The 19,202-nt window shown below is 57.1% G+C and carries 15 protein-coding genes; 14 read left to right on the forward strand and 1 reads right to left on the reverse strand.

What is annotated here, in order from left to right:
- The first annotated feature begins 86 nt into the window (after positions 1 to 86).
- Positions 87 to 1,433 (forward strand): NADP-specific glutamate dehydrogenase, encoded by a 1,347-nt coding sequence (gdhA, locus tag I6I12_RS05040; RefSeq protein ID WP_200288898.1) that lies wholly within the window; start codon positions 87 to 89, stop codon positions 1,431 to 1,433.
- Between the two features lie 199 nt (positions 1,434 to 1,632).
- Positions 1,633 to 2,391, forward strand: coding sequence for a DivIVA domain-containing protein (locus tag I6I12_RS05045; protein ID WP_023021265.1), 759 nt, complete (start codon positions 1,633 to 1,635; stop codon positions 2,389 to 2,391).
- Positions 2,392 to 2,575: 184 nt separating this feature from the next.
- Here the strand turns inward: I6I12_RS05045 and I6I12_RS05050 are convergent, their stop codons facing one another.
- A complete protein-coding gene (locus I6I12_RS05050) occupies positions 2,576 to 3,223 on the reverse strand; it encodes a hypothetical protein (RefSeq protein WP_023021266.1) in 648 nt (215 codons plus the stop codon).
- Between the two features lie 150 nt (positions 3,224 to 3,373).
- Here I6I12_RS05050 and I6I12_RS05055 point away from each other — a divergent pair, with 150 nt between their 5' ends.
- From I6I12_RS05055 to I6I12_RS05110, 12 genes are all read left to right on the forward strand, one after another.
- Complete coding sequence (locus I6I12_RS05055; protein ID WP_086587445.1) at positions 3,374 to 3,919, forward strand: YceD family protein; 546 nt, start codon at positions 3,374 to 3,376, stop codon at positions 3,917 to 3,919.
- Positions 3,916 to 4,686, forward strand: coding sequence for a ribonuclease III (gene rnc / locus I6I12_RS05060; protein ID WP_200288899.1), 771 nt, complete (start codon positions 3,916 to 3,918; stop codon positions 4,684 to 4,686). Before I6I12_RS05055 ends, rnc begins: the two co-directional genes overlap by 4 nt.
- A 2-nt stretch (positions 4,687 to 4,688) precedes the next feature.
- On the forward strand, positions 4,689 to 5,504 hold the full coding sequence (gene mutM, locus I6I12_RS05065) for a bifunctional DNA-formamidopyrimidine glycosylase/DNA-(apurinic or apyrimidinic site) lyase (RefSeq protein WP_200288900.1): 816 nt from the start codon (positions 4,689 to 4,691) through the stop codon (positions 5,502 to 5,504).
- A 53-nt stretch (positions 5,505 to 5,557) separates the two neighbouring features.
- The gene (locus I6I12_RS05070; RefSeq protein ID WP_200288901.1) at positions 5,558 to 7,057 is read left to right on the forward strand and encodes an alanine/glycine:cation symporter family protein; all 1,500 of its coding nucleotides are present in this window, start codon (positions 5,558 to 5,560) and stop codon (positions 7,055 to 7,057) included.
- Positions 7,058 to 7,079: 22 nt separating this feature from the next.
- Positions 7,080 to 7,358, forward strand: a complete 279-nt coding sequence (locus tag I6I12_RS05075) for an acylphosphatase (protein ID WP_023021271.1) — start codon at positions 7,080 to 7,082, stop codon at positions 7,356 to 7,358.
- Between the two features lie 78 nt (positions 7,359 to 7,436).
- A complete protein-coding gene (gene smc, locus I6I12_RS05080) occupies positions 7,437 to 10,946 on the forward strand; it encodes a chromosome segregation protein SMC (protein WP_200288902.1) in 3,510 nt (1,169 codons plus the stop codon).
- Between the two features lie 102 nt (positions 10,947 to 11,048).
- Positions 11,049 to 13,013 (forward strand): signal recognition particle-docking protein FtsY, encoded by a 1,965-nt coding sequence (gene ftsY / locus I6I12_RS05085; RefSeq protein WP_200288903.1) that lies wholly within the window; start codon positions 11,049 to 11,051, stop codon positions 13,011 to 13,013.
- 371 nt (positions 13,014 to 13,384) lie between these two features.
- Positions 13,385 to 16,363 carry a DUF4040 family protein gene (locus tag I6I12_RS05090; RefSeq protein ID WP_200288904.1) on the forward strand — a complete coding sequence of 993 codons (2,979 nt, stop codon included), beginning with the start codon at positions 13,385 to 13,387 and terminating at the stop codon, positions 16,361 to 16,363.
- Positions 16,363 to 16,839 carry a sodium:proton antiporter gene (locus I6I12_RS05095; protein WP_023021275.1) on the forward strand — a complete coding sequence of 159 codons (477 nt, stop codon included), beginning with the start codon at positions 16,363 to 16,365 and terminating at the stop codon, positions 16,837 to 16,839. Before I6I12_RS05090 ends, I6I12_RS05095 begins: the two co-directional genes overlap by 1 nt.
- Positions 16,839 to 18,380: a monovalent cation/H+ antiporter subunit D family protein gene (locus I6I12_RS05100; RefSeq protein WP_200288905.1), complete on the forward strand. Its 1,542-nt coding sequence runs from the start codon at positions 16,839 to 16,841 to the stop codon at positions 18,378 to 18,380. Before I6I12_RS05095 ends, I6I12_RS05100 begins: the two co-directional genes overlap by 1 nt.
- Positions 18,381 to 18,914, forward strand: coding sequence for a monovalent cation/H+ antiporter subunit E (locus I6I12_RS05105; RefSeq protein WP_200288906.1), 534 nt, complete (start codon positions 18,381 to 18,383; stop codon positions 18,912 to 18,914). It begins immediately after the preceding gene.
- Positions 18,911 to 19,201: a cation:proton antiporter gene (locus I6I12_RS05110; protein ID WP_200288907.1), complete on the forward strand. Its 291-nt coding sequence runs from the start codon at positions 18,911 to 18,913 to the stop codon at positions 19,199 to 19,201. Before I6I12_RS05105 ends, I6I12_RS05110 begins: the two co-directional genes overlap by 4 nt.
- Position 19,202: the final 1 nt, after the last annotated feature.

The following is a 19,202-nucleotide window of genomic DNA, read 5'->3' on the forward strand; positions in this document are numbered from 1 at the left end:
CAAGGTCTAGAAACTGCTTGCTTTATCGGTAGTTTGATAGGAAACTGGTATCTGTTCTTATACGTCCACAGAATGGAATGCACGCCATGTCAGTAGATAGCCAAATTTCTGAGTACTACGACAAATTGCTCAAGCGCAATGCGGGAGAACCAGAATTCCACCAAGCGGTTTCTGAGGTTCTGGACTCGCTGAAGATTGTCCTAGAAAAAGACCCGCAGTACGCGGACTACGGCTTGGTGGAGCGTCTCTGTGAACCTGAGCGCCAGCTCATCTTCCGCGTGCCGTGGATCGATGACAATGGTGATATCCAAGTCAATCGCGGTTTTCGCGTCCAGTTCAATTCTGCGCTCGGCCCCTACAAGGGCGGACTGCGTTTCCATCCTTCGGTCAACCTGGGCATCATTAAGTTCCTCGGTTTTGAGCAGATCTTCAAAAATTCCCTGACCGGCCTGCCCATTGGCGGTGGCAAGGGCGGTTCTGACTTTGATCCCAAGGGCAGGTCCGAGGTGGAAATCATGCGCTTCTGCCAGTCTTTTATGACGGAGTTGCACCGCCACATCGGAGAATACCGCGATGTTCCAGCTGGTGATATTGGCGTCGGCGGCCGCGAGATCGGCTTCCTCTTTGGTCAGTACCGCCGCCTGACTACCCAGCATGAATCCGGTGTCCTTACTGGCAAAGGCCTGACCTGGGGCGGTTCCCTGGTTCGTACCGAGGCCACAGGCTTTGGCACGGTCTATTTCACCAATGAAATGATGAAGACCCATGGCGAGTCCTTTGATGGTGCCAAGGTCATTGTCTCTGGCTCTGGCAATGTTGCCATCTACGCCGCAGCGAAGGCCCAAGAACTGGGCGCCACCGTGGTGGCCATGTCCGATTCCTCCGGCTATATCACCACCCCACAAGGCGTGGACATCGAGCTTCTCAAGAACGTCAAAGAAACTCGTCGTGAGCGTATTTCCACTTATGCACAAGAGGCTGGCAGCGGCGTGGAATTCCATGAGGGCGGAAATATCTGGGAAGTAGGGGCGGACGTGGCACTGCCGTGTGCTACCCAAAATGAGCTGGACGGCGACTCGGCCAAAAAGCTTGTGGAAGGCGGCGTGCGCTACGTGGCCGAAGGTGCCAATATGCCGTCCACCCCGGAGGCCGTCCACATATTCCAAGAATCCAAGATCAACTTCGCGCCGGGCAAGGCCGCTAATGCTGGTGGTGTTGCTACCTCCGCGCTGGAAATGCAGCAAAATGCGTCCCGTGATTCTTGGTCCTTTGACTACACCGATGACCGCCTCCACGCGATCATGTCTAATATCTTTAAAAACATCGACAACACGGCGAAGGAATACGACCGCGAAGGCGATTACGTAGCCGGCGCAAATATCGCCGGCTTCAAGAAGGTAGCGGATGCCATGCTGGCACAGGGCGTCATCTAAAAATCGGCCTTTATTCAAGCTCCCCTTTTGCGCCACAGAGCGTGGCGGTAAAAGGGGCGCTTGTTTTTGTATATGCGTGCCATAAATTCTGTATGTGTGGGCGCGGACTGGCAAGACCGGTTGTGGAAGTAAAATCTGCAGTACACACTCGGTGCGTGGCCTCCACGCATGGCGGGTGAGGGTATGTAAAATTCGCGGTATGTACCGTGTCTTTGAGTCTCTAGATGAATTAGTTCAGCACTTGGAGGGGGCCCATGGCTTCCCCATGACCTCTAATTGCGTAGTTCCGCGCCATGAAATGCTCGCGCTTCTCGACGACCTCCGTAACGCGCTGCCCGTTGAGATTGATGACGCGCAGGATGTGTTGGATAAGCAGGATGAAATCCTGCACGGCGCTGAGGAGCGCGCGGACCAAACCATCAATGATGCTAATGCCCAGGCAGATGACATTGTGGGCCACGCCCGCGAGGAAGCAGATGCCACGGTGTCCCATGCAGAACAGCATGCCGCCAAGCTGGTGGCTGATGCTGAAGCTCGCGCTCAGTCCATGGTGGAGCAGGCCCGCGCGGAAGCAGACCGTACTATCGCTCAGGCGAATGATGAATATGAGCGTTCCGTCGCTGAAGGCCGCGCAGAGCAAGAGCGTCTGGTTTCGGAATCAGAAGTTGTTCGCCGCGCCGATGAAGAAGCACATCGCATTGTGGAATCCGCCCACACCGAATCTAACCGTCTGCGCAGTGAATGCGATGAATTTGTGGATGGCAAGCTAAGCGAATTTGAAACCACCCTTAATGGTCTGCTGCGTACAGTAAACTCCGACCGCTCTGCCCTGCGTGGCGGTGCCGGAGTGCGCTCCCGTGGCGGCGACTATTCGGCTCCGGGACGCGCCGGCGGCGCCGCAAGCAACACACGTTACGCTGAAGGCGAGACCTATGAGCGCCGCTATAACGAGCGCTAAAACTTTAGTTTCTTTATCGGCCTTAAACTCTATGGTTCGGTGCACACCGGGCCGTAGAGTAAGGGGCTAGGAAAGACCTATACACTAGGCACGGCCAAAGGCCCTATTTGGTGAGCAGGCGGTTCGTCGTACACCGTCTACTCACCAAAAAGGGCCTTTATTCATCGCCGCTGGTCTGAGTAAATTAGGTGGTGGCACGAGTGCGAGGTTGCTTAGCGGCAATGGCCTTTCCTTTTTCATGGGGAGTAGGCGTTATGTGGGTGTGTAGGGGAACGGAGATGTCTTCCTGCTGCGGGAGAAGGTGTGCAGGCGCGGCGGATTGGACGGCCATGCATGCTGCAATAATCGCGGTTACCAAGCCTGGAAAAAGGAACGCAACGAGTGCAGTGAAGAAATAGGAAGACAATGATGTCAAGGGATTATCACTGAAATTTTGTGGAAAGCACACGGCACACACGCTAAGGAGCGCACCGGTAGCTAGCACCATCGTGCCCACAGAAATGAGCGCGGTAGGAATGGTCGCGCGGGAGAACCAAGTAATAGCACCTGCGCTTAGGGAAAAGATGAGCGCGCCGGTAAGGACCGAAAGGTCCATGCCGGTGGGCAATACTAAAATGGCACCGGCTACCAAACCGGCAACGACGCTACAGATGAGTGCGGTAAAGAGGCGAATGCCACGCGCGCCGTACATGCCTGAACGGTCCGGGCGTGGAGTGGCGTGAACGAGCATACCGGCAGTAGCTAACACCGCAGCGGGAAGACAGCTAAACACGGTGAAACCGAGCGCTATGCTGCGTAGATCCGTGGAGGCTAGTGCCAAGTGGTAGGTCATGCTTCCAGACTAAGGACGGCTTTCGCTCGGGAAAAGGCTAATCCGCAAAGGCATATGTCCTTTTACATTAAACGCCAGATTCTTGACAGAAACTTTCCTCGCGCGGGCCGCTAGGCGGAGTTTGCGGGGCAAGGTAGACTACCTAGTGTTATGACATCACCATTGAAGTTCGATGTGGGCGAATTGTTGAACGCCCAAGGCGCTGACGCACTGCCGGAACAACGCACCCAAACCGGCCCCTCACCTGAGAGGATCGGCGTGGAGATGATCGCCATCCCGCAGGGCGAAGAGCTCACCGTAGACGCTACCTTGACCCCTCTTGGTGCAGGTGTCTTAGTGGATGCCAACGTATCCGGACAGCTGACCGGGGAATGCGCTCGCTGCTTGAAGGAATTGCACCCACAGTTGGACTTGCACGTCACACAGGTCTTTGCAGCCGACGAATCCTTTGTCTCGGGAGATACCCCTTCAGACGGCGACGAAGGATCCGGAGATGAGATTCCAGAGATTGAAGATGATGAGCTGGATCTCTTGCAGGCCGTGATCGATGAGGCAGGCCTTAATCTTCCCTTTGCCCCAGTATGCGAAGATGGCTGCGAGATTGACACGCCTGAGGGCGTAACCACGGGTATCTCTGGCGAAAAGGATGAAGAAAAGGTCGATCCCCGCTGGGCTGGTTTGGAGAAGTTCCTATGAGCCGCAAGAAGAAGCTAACTGGGGAAGAGGCACTGGCTGCCGAGTTCGCTGCAGTAGACCATTCCCCGTTGTTGGAATCGCTCGGTGTGGAATTGCAACCAGAGCACCTGTGCCTAGCATTGACCCACCGTTCATTTGCTAATGAAAATGGGCACTTGCCAAACAACGAGCGCTTGGAGTTCTTGGGCGATGCGGTGCTGGGCCTTTCGGTAGCCTCTCAGCTCTACATCACCTACCCGTCCCGTCCGGAATCGGATATTTCCAAGATGCGCGCATCGATTGTCTCGCGCTACGGCCTGTCTGATATCGCCCGGGAAATAAACCTAGGACCGCACATTTTGTTGGGTAAGGGCGAGCAGTCCACCGGTGGCCGCGATAAAGATTCCATTCTTGCGGATACCACTGAGGCAATCTTTGGTGCCATTTACCGCGAGCATGGTTTTGAAACGGCGCGTGACGTCATCTTGCGCTTATTTGCGGAAAAGATCGAAAATGCGACTGTGAGCGGGCGCCACTTGGATTGGAAGACCTCTTTGCAGGAGCTGTGCGCGGAGCTAAAGGCGCCGATGCCGGTTTATTCGGCTACTTCCACCGGACCAGAGCATGACCAGACCTTTAATGCAGTAGCTACTGTGGCTGGTCTGACCGTAGGAAATGGTGTGGGCCACAATAAAAAGTTGGCCGAGCAGCAGGCAGCTCAGGAGGCCTGCCAGACCCTGCGCGAAACTCCGCTTTTGGTGCAAGGCACTGCACATAAAGAGGGCTGAGCATGCCGGAATTGCCGGAAGTCGAGTCCGTCCGCCGTGGCCTTGCACCACACGTGGTGGGACGGACTTTTGAGTCTGTAGAGGTGTTACACCCGCGTTCCAATCGTGGCCAAGATGAGCCGCTTTCCGGTCTCCTTGAGGGCAAAGAGATCTCTGCGGTGGCCAGGCGCGGGAAGTTTATGTGGCTGGAATTTGTGGACGAAGATGCCATGGACCCCCACCGTGACGTCCTCTTTATCCACCTAGGTATGTCGGGTCAGATCCGAATAGGTGCCACCGAATCTTCGCACCTTCGCATTACCGCCCAGCTGAGCGGTGGGGTAGAGGTGTGCTTTGTTGACCAGCGCACCTTTGGGTATTGGTTGTATGCGCCGTGGGACAAGATTGCGCACATTGGCATTGACCCGCTGGAACCGGATTTCGATAGTGCGGCTACAGCACGGCGCCTGTGTGCGAAGAGGACCGCAGTGAAGACCGCGCTTTTGGATCAAACGCTGACCTCTGGAATCGGCAATATTTACGCTGATGAATCCCTGTGGGACGCGCAAATCTCACCCCGCAAGAAAGCTTCGACCTTGCGGCAAAAAGATGCTGTTGCTCTGCTTGCAGCAGCTCAGGAGGTCATGACAGCGGCCCTAAAAGTGGGTGGCACGAGTTTTGATTCCCTGTACGTAAATGTGAACGGCGAATCGGGGTATTTTTCGCGTTCCTTGGCCGCGTATGGGCGTGCTGGCCAGCCCTGTCTGCGGTGTGGAACGCCCTTGGAGCGCTGCATAATTTCAGGGCGGTCCACCCATTTTTGCCCCCATTGTCAATAATTTATGGCGTATGGGGTTCACGTTGTGAACCTTAAGGCAGTAAATTATTCTGCATGGATTTTCTTGAAAATGTCGTAACGACATTTAATGACGGCGTGTGGTCGTGGATTTTGCCGTGGCTGCTGATTGCTGCGGGCCTATTCTTCGGCATCCGTACTGCTTTGGTGCAAGTGCGCATGGTGCCGGATATGTTCCGCGCCGTCGTCGAGCGCCCCAAGGGGGAGGGCCGCGATGAGGACGAAGACTATGGCGGAATCTCCGCGTTTAAGGCCTTCACCATTTCAGCTGCTTCCCGCGTTGGCACCGGTAACGTTGCCGGCGTGGCAGTGGCCATTTCCGTTGGCGGCCCAGGTGCCGTCTTCTGGATGTGGCTGATTGCCATCCTGGGTGGCGCTACTGCGTTCATCGAGTCAACCTTGGCCCAGCTGTGGAAGGTCCGCGATGGCAATGGGTACCGCGGTGGTCCGGCGTATTATATGAAGCGCGGTTTGGGGTGGGGACCGCTCGGCGTGCTTTTCTCCATCGCCATCGCCTTTACCTTTGGCTTGGTATATAACGCCTTCCAGACCAACGCCATTGCGGATGCGGTGTCCTTTTCCTTTGACCGCGATGACACGATGTTCCGCTCCATTATCGGCATTGTTATCGCCGTGGTTGCGGGTCTTATCATCTTTGGCGGTGTGAACCGCATTGCCAATATCACCCAGGTCATCGTGCCATTTATGGCGGTGGCTTACCTGCTCATCGGTGGTTTTGTCGTCATTACCAATTTTGACAAGGTACCGGGAATGATTGGCGATATCGTCGGTCACGCCCTAGGAATCAAGGAAATTGCGGGAGCCGGTCTTGGCGCGGCCATGATGAAGGGTATTCAGCGCGGTCTGTTTTCAAATGAGGCCGGCGAAGGCTCTGCCCCTAACGCGGCGGCAACTGCGGCCGTATCTCACCCAGTCAAGCAAGGCTTGGTGCAGACCCTCGGCGTGTACTTTGACACCTTGGTGGTATGTACCATCACTGCTTTCATTATCTTGCTGGGACCAGAGATTGCCTATGGTGCAGAAGCAGAAGGCGTGTCCTTGACCCAGGCAGCCCTATCTTCTGAGGTGGGCGAGTGGGGAATCCACTTCGTCAGCTTTATCCTCTTCTTCCTGGCCTTCTCTTCCATCCTGGGCAATTACTACTTGGCGGAGTCTAACCTGGAGTACCTCACCCAGAGCAAGCCTGCGCTGGTGATTTTCCGCCTCGTCGTACTTTTCTTTGTCTGGTTCGGTGCGGTGGGCTCCTTGCCGCTGGTCTTTGCCTTGGCCGATACCGGCGCGGCAACCATGGTTATCCTCAATATCCTCGCCATCGTGCCGCTATCCGGGGTGGCCATCAAACTGCTCAAGAACTACAACGAGCAGCGCAGCCATGGCATTGACCCGGTATTCCACCGCGATATGCTGCCGGAGCTTAAAGGCGTGGAGTGCTGGGACGGCTCCGACCCCGTCACTCGTCGCAGCGAAGAGGACCGCCGCGTCCTGCGCGATAAGGGTCAACAAGATCACTACTAGGAGCTAGGGAGGCCGCTTGACCATGGAAAGAATGACCGCTTTTGTCCACGGGCACGTCCAAGGCGTGGGCTTTCGATGGTGGACGCGCTCCCGTGCCCTCGAGCTCGGCTTGAAGGGGCATGCTACTAATTTGGCCGACGGTCGGGTTCAGGTTGTAGCCGAGGGACCGCGGGAGAAATGTGAGGAGTTGCTAGGACTCCTCAAAGAACAGCCCAGTATGACTCGCCGGCCAGGAACGGTGGACCTAGTAGTCGAGCAATGGGCTGCCCCCAAGGGAGAGTCTGGCTTCATTGAACGCTGATGCATAGCACATGCCCGCAGTTTCGAGCCTTGAGGCTCGGCTGGGCAGGCGTGCTCTAAGCTTGCTAAACTAACCCAAATGCACCTGAAATCGCTGACGCTCAAAGGCTTTAAATCATTTGCGTCGGCGACGTCTCTGAAATTTGAGCCGGGCATTTGCGCTGTTGTCGGACCGAATGGTTCCGGCAAGTCCAATGTGGTCGATGCGCTAGCTTGGGTCATGGGCGAGGGAAGCGCCAAGACGCTGCGTGGCGGAAAGATGCAAGACGTCATCTTTGCCGGCGCCGGCGACCGCAAGGCTTTGGGGCGCGCCGAGGTAACCCTCACCATCGATAATGCGGACGGCGCGCTGCCGATCGAGTATTCGGAAGTTTCGGTCACCCGCCGAATGTTCCGTGACGGTGCCAGCGAATACGAAATCAATGGCGCCAAGGCGCGCCTTATGGATATTCAGGAGCTGCTCTCTGATTCGGGTATTGGCCGCGAGATGCACATTATCGTCGGCCAAGGCAAGCTTTCTGAAATCCTCGAATCGCGGCCCGAAGATCGGCGCTCCTATATCGAAGAGGCAGCGGGTGTGCTCAAGCACCGCCGCCGCAAGGAAAAAGCGCAGCGAAAGCTCACTGGCATGCGGGCCAATTTGGATCGCCTGCAGGACCTTACGGATGAGCTAGGAAAGCAGCTTAAGCCTTTGGCCCGCCAGGCCGAGGCCGCGCAGCGTGCGGCCACGGTGCAAGCTGATCTGCGCGATGCCCGCCTGCGCTTAGCCGGCGATAGGGTAGTGCGGCTGCGCAGCAAGTTTCAGGAGGCCGAGCGCACGGCCGAAGTTCTCGCCGAGCAGGTTGAAGAAGTTACGGCGCAGCTGGAAGAAGCGACAGGCTCCCAGCTAGAGGTAGAAGCCCAACTAGAAGAAATAAGCCCCAAGGCAGATGCCGCCCAAAAACTGTGGTTCGATCTGTCTACGCTTTCTGAGCGCATTTCCGCCACGCAGCGCATCGCGGAAGAGCGAGCGGCCAATGCTGGTGCGCAGGTGGCTTATTCTGGCCAAGATCCGGAGGACCTAGAGGCACGGGCCACCCGTGCAGATGAGGAGCATGCGGAGCTTCTCGCCGCGGCGGAAGAAGCTGCAGAACGCCTGGAAGCGATCCGCGAAGAGGTAGCAGAGCGTCGCGAAGCCTTTGAGGCGGCCGAGCGCGAACACATGGCCCAGCTGCGCGCCATTGCTGATAGGCGCGAGGGCGTAGTCCGCCTTATCGCGGCGGAGGAAAAGGCGGCAGGCCAGGTTACTTCGGCGGAAGAGGAGCTAGCGCGGCAAGAGGAAACCCTTGCTTCTACCAGCCAACGCACCCAGTCTGCCCAGGCAGAGGCCGATGAGGTGGCGGATAAACTGCAATCTTTGGCTGGCGAGCGCGAGCCGCTCGAGGAGGCACATGTGCGCGCAGCCAGTGAATCGGGTGCGGCCGACAAACGCTTGGAACAGCTGCGCGATGAGCAGCGCGAACGCGAGCGCGCCGTGTACACGTTGCGCTCCCGCATCGATACCCTGGCCCAGACTGCACCAGAAAAAATCGATGTAGGTGAGCAGTTCCAGCCGCTGGCCACATTCATCAGCACCTCATATGAGACGGCGGTTGCTGCCGCATTGGGCGCCTTCGCTGAGGCTCAGGCCGGCGAGATTTCCGTTCAGCTCATTGCGGACCTGGAAAAGGGTACGCGCTCCGCGCTTATCGATGTCTCTGTGGCCGCCCCCGCCACTTCCTGGCGCGTGGATGCAACTTTGCCCACCGGAACCTCGTGGTTGCTCGACCACATTGCTGTGGTTCCGGAGGTATCCGCCGCGCTGCACCGCCTCCTTGCGGATGTCGTGCTCGTTCCCGATTTCGCGGCGGCGAAAAAATTGGTGGCAGAGGATCCTCGCCTGCGCGCCGTTACCGAATCGGGCGTGGTACTGGGCGAAGGTTGGGTAGAAGTAGGCACCGGTGCCTCGTCTACCGTAGAGGTCACCGCTCGCATCGCAGAGGCAGAGGAACAGCTGGAATCTGCGACGCAGGAGCTAGAAGAACTATCCGGCACACTTGAGGGCGCAAAGATTGCGGCAGAAGATGCCCGCGTGACCGCCGCCTCGGCGAAGGCTGCCTTGCGCGAACACGATACCGAGGTTGACGCGTGGAAGCGTGATCATCAGCGCCTGCTTAAGCAATACGAGGCCAATAAATCGGAACACGAAAAGGCCGCTGCGCGGGCGACCGAGATTGAGGTAAAGATCGCAGAAGCCCGCAAGCAGCTTGCCGACGCCCGCGATAGGCTCGCCCGCGTCGATGCGGACGAGCAGCCAGATGAGCCTTCTTCGGCGGAACGTGACGAGGCTTCGGCCGCATTAGAGCAGGTTAAGTCGATGGAGATGGAGGCGCAGGTTGCAGCCCGCTCTGCTCAAGACCAAGTGGGTCAGGTAGCGGGGAAGGGCGAGGCATTGCGTCGCCAAGCGCAGCATGAGCGCCAAGCCAAGGCTCGCCATGAGCAGGCCATGGCCCGGCGCAAAGCCCAAGGGGAATTGGCCGGTGCAGTGGCAAGGCATTCGCGTGATTTGGCCGCGCGCGCCACGCAATTGCTAGAGCGCGCCACCGCTGAGCGCGATGACTACTTTGCGCAGCGCACCTCCTTGAACGCGCAGTTGCAACAGGTAAAACAGCAAGTCTCGGCCGCGCGACAGCAGCTGGACCGGTTGACCAACCGCGCTCATGACTCAGAAATTGCTCGCTCGCAGGCACAGGTGCGCGTCGATGAAGCAGAAGCCAAGATTGTGGAGCAGCTCGGCATTGCGATTTCGGACCTTTTGCAGGACTACACCCCAGGCGAGGATTTCGATCGCGGGGCGGAAAATGCGCGCCTGAAGCAAGCAGAAAAGGACTTGAATTCTTTGGGCAAGGTTAATCCACTTGCGTTGGAAGAATATAAGGCTTTGGAGGAGCGTTATTCCTTCCTGTCCACCCAGCTGGAAGATGTCATCCAAGCCCGCAAGGATCTTGCCGGGGTTATTGAGGACGTGGATGCGCAGATTTTACAGCTTTTCACCGATGCCTGGCATGACGTGGAAGCGGAATTCCCCAAGGTCTTCCAGACCCTTTTCCCTGGTGGCGAGGGCCGCCTCATCCTCACGGAGCCGGAGGACATGCTTACCACCGGCATCGAGGTGGAAGCGCGCCCACCGGGCAAGAAGGTCAAGCGCCTGTCCTTGCTTTCTGGTGGTGAGAAGTCGCTCACCGCGCTGGCAATGCTGGTAGCAATCTTCCGCGCCCGCCCCAGCCCGTTCTACGTCATGGATGAGGTTGAGGCAGCGCTTGATGATGTCAACCTGCGCCGCCTCATCGCCCTTTTTGAAGAGTTGCGCAAGGATTCGCAGCTTATCGTCATTACGCACCAAAAGCCGACGATGGATGTAGCTAACGTGCTGTATGGCGTGACCATGCGCGGCGACGGTATCACCCGTGTTATTTCGCAGCGCATGAATCCCGCAGGTAGTGCCCCTGGAACAGAGCAAGCCAGCGAGGACGCTACCCGCCTGGGCGTTGATGCTCCACGGGGCGACTAGCCAGGGTGGTAGCCGCGGGCGTCGCCTGCCGGTAGGCCCCTCTATCCGGGATAGGAGGGGGTTTGGCGTGCCGCGAGCCCGCAAGACTGGCACTATAGAGACATGAATTCTTTATGGTTATGGATCGGCATTGCGATCGTCGTCATTGTGCTGATTATTCTTCTCGTAGTGATCGGCAAAAAACGCGGCGACGCCAAGAAGGTGTCCTTTGACAAGCCCACTGAGGAAGAACCGAAGCAGCTTACTCAGGAGCAAAAGTCCGGCAATTATCAAGCTAAGTCCGGCTTTAACTTCGCTCCTGCCGGTAGTGCCAAGGAAAAGCAGAAAAGCCCGGTGCAAGCGGAAAAGCCCGTGAAGAACCAGCCAGCTGCGGATAAGTCAGCTCCGGCACATCAGGAGGCAAAGGCAGAGCCTAATGCTACCGACATTGCCAACGAGCAGCTTAGCGGCAAGACCCCACAACCACAGGCCAAGCCGCAAGCACCTGCGGACAAGCCACAGCCCGCTCAGTCTCAGACCGATGCTGCGGCCGACAAGCCCGCGGTAGAGCAACCAAAGGAAAATAAGCCGGCACCACAACAGCAGGCAAAGCCGGCAGAAACCAATAAAACTACTGAGACCAAGAAGCCGGCAGATGTCAAAGAGCAGCCGACTGACTCTCTCCCAGATAAGTCCGAAAAGAACCCGTCCACGGGCGCTGGAGCCACGGCGGCAACCGCTGCCGGTGCAGCAGGGGTAGCGGGTACGGCAGCTGCGGCTGCAGAAAGTAAAGAAACACCTGCGGATAAAGCCCCAAAGTCGGTCGAGCAGCCAGCAGCAACATCCGAGCCGAAGGAGCCAGCGACGTCGCAGGCAGATAAGCCAGCGGAAGAGGCTTCGCCAGCTGCTGAAAAGGCAGAAGCTCCTGAAGATACCGTAGCTGTGGAAGACGCCGCAGTAGCAGAGGAATCCCCAGTCTTTGACGAGGTCGTTGAAGACAAGAACGCGGAAGACATTGAAGAGCGCGTCGATGACCGCGAGGAGGCCGAAGAGGCTGCGGCTGCAGCCGAGGCACAAACCGGCGCGGCCGAAGCTGCCAAGGAGCAGACCGAGGTTCCAGAGGGAGAGCCGGCCCCAGCGCCAGCACCACAGGAAGACATCGCTCCCGCCGGTGGGCGCCTCGGCCGTTTGCGTGGACGCCTGTCCCGGTCGCAAAATGCCATCGGCCAGGGACTTATGGGGATTCTTTCCGCAGGCGACCTGGACGAAGACGCCTGGGAGGAAGTAGAAGATACTCTCATCATGGCGGACCTAGGCACCAAGTCCACTATGAAAGTGACTGACTCCCTGCGCGAGAAGATTGCTGAGCGCGGCGTCTCCAGCGAGGACGAGGCCCGTGCCATGCTGCGTGAATGCCTCATTGAGGCAGGCCACCCAGAGATGGACCGTTCGATTAAGGCCATGCCGAATGAGGGTAAGCCAGCCATCGTTATGGTTGTCGGCGTAAATGGCACCGGAAAAACCACCACCACGGGCAAGCTTGCCCGTGTGCTTGTAGCCATGGGCCATAAGGTACTTCTGGGCGCGGCGGATACTTTCCGTGCTGCGGCCGCTGATCAGCTCGAGACATGGGGTCGCCGCGTTGGCGCCGATACCGTGCGCGGCAAGGAGGGCGCTGACCCAGCATCGGTCGCCTTCGACGCGGTAGCTCGCGGTGTAGAACAGCAAGTAGATGTGGTCTTGGTCGATACCGCAGGCCGCCTGCATACCTCCACAGACTTGATGGACCAGTTGGGCAAGGTCAAGCGCGTGGTGGAAAAGAAGACTGATGTGGACGAGGTTCTGCTGGTACTGGACGCTACCGTGGGACAAAACGGCCTGACCCAGGCCCGGATTTTCCGCGAGGTAGTAGATATCACCGGCGTCGTCCTAACCAAGCTGGATGGTACTGCCAAGGGCGGAATCGTCTTCCAGGTGCAAGAGGAGTTGGGCGTTCCGGTCAAGCTCGTGGGCTTGGGCGAAGGCGCCGATGATCTCGCGCCGTTTGAGGTCGAAGGCTTTGTCGACGCTCTCTTGGGTGAAAAATAACGGCCAACTTTGATACTCCCCCTGTATATCGGGAAGCGCGAGCGTGCGCCACGGTGTGCTGGGGGAGTTCTTCGTTTTCCTGGCTAAGTTCCAGCGTGTACCTTGCTCGCGAATCCTTTTCGCCGATTTGGGATCACCACTTCGCAAACTATGCGGAATGGGCAATTCAATTGGTATGGAAGAATGTCCTGCTAAGTGCCTGTGGTTTTTCTGACTATAAGCGTATTTGGGGCGGTTGTGCTCGCCTTTTATCAGCCGACAGGGAATGCTGCAATGTGGTTTGGCCTTGGTGAGAATGGTAGCCTGAAGGGGCTGTATTTAATGCGAAATTCGCATTAAACCTAGACCAAGGTTCGTGAGGCAAGTATTTCGTGACGCTACTTTATGCAGTCCTCCTCGCGGCGCTGGCAGTGATCTTGGCACCGGTAACCGTAAAGGTTATTGACCGAAAGGCAGGCTATCCACTAGCTGGCCTTTTCGTTATTGCGGCGGTCCTTATTGCCAAGGAATTTCCTGCCATTGCAGCCGGGGAGGAATTGAGTTTCCACGCCACCTGGGTGCGCGATTTTATCGCACCGGGCGTCGACGTAAGTTTTGCTCTCCGCGGGGACGCGTTGAGTATTTTCTTTGCTATGTTGGCGCTGGTCATTGGTGCCGTCGTCTTTACTTATTCGGCGGCTTATCTGCCTAAGAATGAGGGTAATACCAGCTTCTACACCTTGATGACAGCGTTTACGCTGTCCATTTTATTGCTGGTTTTGGCCAATGACGTTGTGGTTTTGTTCCTTGCCTGGGAGCTAGTCTCCTTGGCTTCCTTTATGCTGATTGCGCGCTCCGGTTCGGGCGGCGAAGCTGGTTCGCAGCGCACCTTGATCCTGACCTTCGTTGGTGGATTGACCCTGCTGACCGGGTTGGGTATTGCTGCGACGGTGACCGGATCGACTACGGTATCTGAGATTCTGGCGTCGCCGGTATGGACGCAGCGCCCAGGTGTAACAGCGGCCGTAGCCGTGTTGATCGCGGCGTCTGCATTTACCAAATCGGCGCAATTCCCATTCCACTTTTGGCTTCCTGAGGCTATGGCCGCCGCCACTCCGGTTTCGGCTTTCCTTCACGCAGCCGCAGTGGTCAAGGCTGGCGTGTATCTGCTGATTCGCTTTTCCACGATCTTCCACGATGTGGCGGTATGGAATTGGCTGCTCATCGTGGTCGGAATGGGTACCGCGGTAATGTCCGCGGTCTTTGCGGTGCAAAAGACGGATTTGAAGAAGCTCACGGCTTATTCGACCGTGTCCCATTTGGGCTGGATTGTCGCCACCATTGGTGTGGGAACCCCATTCGCTATCGCCGCAGCGTTGGTACACACGTTGGCGCACGCGCTATTTAAGTCCTCGCTGTTTATGCTTATTGGCGTCATCGACCACGAGGCCGGTTCGCGCGATATTCGCCGCCTCGGACCACTGTGGAATAAGATGCCGTGGACATTTGGCTCGGTAGTCATCGGCGCGGCCTCTATGGCCGCGGTACCACCGCTTTTGGGCTTTGTATCCAAGGAAGGCATGCTCACTGCGTTTGAAGACGCCCCGATTGGTGGCACTGGCCAGGGCATCTTGCTCATCGTTGCCGCCATCGGCGCCTTCTTTACCTTTACCTACTCCGCCAAGATCGTCTTCGGCGCCTTCTTTGATGGACCTCGCGATATGGGACATGTCCACGAGGCTCCGGTTTCCCTGTGGCTGCCTGCCGCACTACCGGGCTTTATGTCCCTGCCACTGGTATTTGTACTCGGAATCTTTAATAACCCGATTGACCATGCAGTGGCTGCTGTTGGTCTGGAACATCATTCGCACCTTGCCCTCTGGCACGGGCTTAATGTTCCTTTCCTTATCTCGCTCGTGGTCCTTATCGCCGGTATTGCCGGTATCTTTGCCCGCAAGACGATGTGGGCAAGCTTTGAGGACAGGGAGTTTATGCCGCGCAGCGGCAATGAGTTGCTGCACTCTTTGCAGTTGGGTTGTTCGCGGCTGGGACGAGTCTTGGCCAAGATGTCCGATTCGCATAATCCGTCCCGCCACATGCTGCCTATTGTCATTTTGGTTATCGTGTTGGCCGCGACCACCCTCATCCGCGAGGGCGTCGATGGGGTAGCGCTGCAGCCGAGGGTAGATGGTCTGGATAACCCATGGGATCTGCTGCCATTAGGAATCATCGCGCTGGCCATGTTTGGTTTGGTGCGCACTCAGAATCGCTTGACCGGTGCCATCATGATCGGCATTGCCGGCACTGGTGTAACCCTGCAGATGTTCCTGCTCGGGGCGCCGGACGTAGCTTTGACTCAGTTTATGGTGGAAGCCCTATCCGTCATCGTCATGATGATGGTGCTGCGCTACCTGCCGGAAACCTTCCAACCGGTGAAGGATAAGTCCCGCAAGACCGGCTCTATTATCATCGCAGTTTTAGCCGGTGTGGCTGCATTCTTGGGCGTGTGGGGACTAATGGGCCGACACGAGCGTTCGGATCTAGCCATGTGGTATCTCGATAATGCGCCGGATATTACAGGCGGCGATAACGTTGTGGCTACCATCATCGTGGAATTCCGTGCGCTTGATACTTTGGGCGAGCTTTCCGTGCTGGGCATGGCAGCAGTGGTTATCGCAGCCATTACTACGACGTTGCCGCGGTTCCCGTTCAAGTCAGGTACACGTCCTGCGCCATTTGGCCAGTCACAGCTGAACTCTGTGCCACTGCGCAAGGGCGTTCACGTGGTAATCCCGCTTCTGGTAATCATGTCTGTCATCGTTTTCTTCCGCGGGCATAATGCCTCTGGCGGTGGCTTCCCGGCAGCGTTGATTATGGGCGCCGCAATCGGGCTTATCTACCTGTCCCGAGGCTCTGATGAAATCGTCTTTGGCCGCATGACCCCGATTCACCTGACCGGCATCGGCATTATTACTGCCTTGATTGCAGGCTTCGTGGGCTACTTGCACCACGGCCTTGGAAATGGTGGCTTCCTCGCGGCTATTCATGCTGAGGCCTTTGGTCAGCACTGGACTACCTCGCTCATCTTCGATTTGGGCATCTACCTAGCGGTGTTGGGCATGTTGACCATGGCGATTAATGCCCTGGGCGGTTACCTGCGCCCTGGCACGGAGCGTGACTTCCTGCCGTGGATTCATGATGATAATTCCGCGCTGCCAACCACGCCGCGCATTTCGCTTGAGGATGTCGATGATCCGTATCCGGACCCGATTAACCCCTCGACCGATCCTTTGGCTTTGCTGACGCCATCGGAAGCAAGGACGAAGAGGAAAAATAAACGGTCCATGCCTAAGCGAGGAGGAGAGAAGTAATGATCCTTGCATTGACTATTGCTTTGCTCATAGGCAGTGCCGTCTACCTCATCCAGCAGCGCGGTTTGGTGCGCATCGTGTTGGGCATGATGGCCTTCGGACACGGAGCTAACCTAATGCTGCTGGCTACGGGCGTGTACTCCTACCGCGGCGAGTCCTTCCCCTCCCAGGTTCCACACGACCAGATGGCAGATCCGCTGCCGCAGGCCTTCGTGTTGACCGCGGTGGTTATTTCCATGGCAACCTCGACCATCCTGTTGACGATGGCGGCAATGGGCAAGAACGACGACACCGATGTGGTGGAGCCGGTTGATGACAACACCATCGACCATGCCTTTTCAACCTTGGGCCGTGACGCCCAAAATCGCCAGATTCTGGAAGAATCCACCAACCAACTTGACCGTATCGGTCAGGTGGACCACGACACTCCCGTAGCAGAGCGCGGGGCAGCTGAACAGAAGGAGGATGATAAATAATGACTGATGCTGTAGCTCAACTCCTTCCGCTATTCCCAGCGGTCCCGCTGATTGCAGCAGCCTTTGCACTGCTGGCACCGTGGCGTGCGGTGCGCGATTCCATCATGTTGATCATCCCGGGCATGGGAATCTTCGCTGGCCTGGGTCTGCTGATGTACACCATGAACAACGGGGTAGTTGCCCACACAGTGGGCCTATACCAAGGCAATGTGGGTATCCCGTTTGCTGCGGATGCTTTCTCCGCGTTGATGATCATCACCACGATGATTGTCGCTTTTGGCGCCAACTGGTTTGCCATTGCGGGCGGGGAGACCAAGTCTCGCTTTTATCCATCGCTCACCTTGATTTTGATTACCGGTGTCTGCGGTGCGTTGCTTACTGCTGACCTCTTTAACTTCTTCGTCTTTATTGAGGTTATGCTTCTGCCGTCTTATGGCCTTATCACCATGTCTGGTACTTGGTCGCGTCTGGCGGCCGGACGTGCCTTCGTCTTGGTGAACCTTTTCGCCTCCACCTTGCTGGTCGTTGGCGTGGGTTATATGTATTCGGTTACCGGCGCGGTTAACCTTGGCGCATTGAAGGGTGCGGCAGCAGGTAACGGGCCCGTCACCGTCGCCGCGGGTTTGATTCTCATTGCAATCACCGCCAAGGCCGGCGTATTCCCTGTGCAATCGTGGTTGCCTCGCACTTACCCGGGGACCTCAGCTGCGGTGATGGGCCTGTTTTCCGGCCTGCACACCAAGGTGGCCGTGTACATGCTCTATCGCCTCTACGTGCAGCTATTCGGTCTGGATCAGCGCTGGAATGTGTTGATCATCGTGATCATGATCATCTCCATGATGATCGGTGCCTTTGGCGGCCTAGCGGAGAACTCCATTCGCCGCGTGCTCGGCTATCAGATGCTCAACGGCATGCCTTTCATCTTGGTAATGCTTGCTTTTACCTCTGATGACCCACGCCGCGCACTAGCAGCCGGCATTATGTACACGATTCACCACATGTTGACTGTTGGTTCGCTGATCTTGGCTTCTGGCGCCATTGAGGAAACCTACGGCACGGGCCTGCTAACCAAGCTGTCCGGTCTCGCTCGTCGGGACCCCATTATCGCGTGGATTTTCGCTGCCGGTGCGTTCTCCGTCGTAGGTTTCCCGCCGTTCTCCGGAATGTGGGGCAAGCTGATGATCGTCTTCGAGATTGCCCGGGTAGGAGGCGCGTGGGCGTGGATCGCTATCGCGGCTATTATCATTGCCTCCTTTGCCGCCTTCTTGGCCATGCTGCGCGTATGGCGCAAGGTTTTCTGGGGCAAGGGCTTGCCGGAAGATAAGGTTCCGGATGAACTGATCATCCGCAAAAAGCTCATGGCCCCCTCTGCCGCACTCATCCTTGGTTCGCTGTGCATGTTCATTTTCTCTGGAAACGTTCTGGACGTTGTGGATAGCGCCTCGGAGCAGCTGCTTGATACCACCGCTTATACTGAAACCGTCTTGGGAGACGAGCCGATTGCAGTTCCCAATATCGATGAAATTCAGGAGGGCCGTTAAATGAACGCAGTGGTGTATGCATTGTGGCTCATTAAGGAAATCTTTGTGGCCGGCATTAGCCTGGCGATGGCGGCCTTTAAGCCAGATAACGAATACCACCCGGTTATCATTCGTTATCCACTGCGTGTGACTGGCGCATGGGAGATCTTCTGGTTTACTTCTTCCATCACCGCAACGCCAGGAACGCTTTCGTTGGGTTTGCGCGAGCCACCCCGCAAGGGGCTGCCGCGCATCGTGCTGGTGCAGGCAGTTCAGGGATCTGACCCGGCGGCAATCGTGGCTGACTTGGCTGATATGGAGCAACGCCTTGCCCCACGGGTGAAAGACATCGACTACGGCGTCCCAGGCCAAGGAGGGACGACGGAATTGGATGAGGCATTCTACGAGTATCCCCTCGAATCTGTCGGTCGCTTTATGCGCTCGCCTGACTTGGCGCGGGCGGAGGACACTCCGCTTTCAGAAAGCGAAGCGGACGTCGAAAAGCCAAAGCGTCATGCCCGGAACATAAAACGCAGGAAGGAGACCGAGCGATGATTGATTTTGCCACACTGTCCCCGTTCGGCTGGGTCGTATTTGTATGCGTATTCATCATTGGCGTCGCCACATGGTGCGGCGTGCTGCTTGCACTGCGCACACGCGATGAGCTCACTCGCGCAATTACGTCTGACATCGTGTTCTACGGCATGATCTGCATGTACTTGGCATGGTCGATGACCAATAACGCCCCGATGGCCTACTACATTGCACTCCTCGGTGCCATTGCCGCGGGCGTGCTGCCCACGCTATCTATGGCCCGCATTATCTCGAAGGGCAGGCGATAAA

This window comes from Corynebacterium kefirresidentii (assembly GCF_016599755.1).
GTDB lineage: Bacteria > Actinomycetota > Actinomycetes > Mycobacteriales > Mycobacteriaceae > Corynebacterium > Corynebacterium kefirresidentii.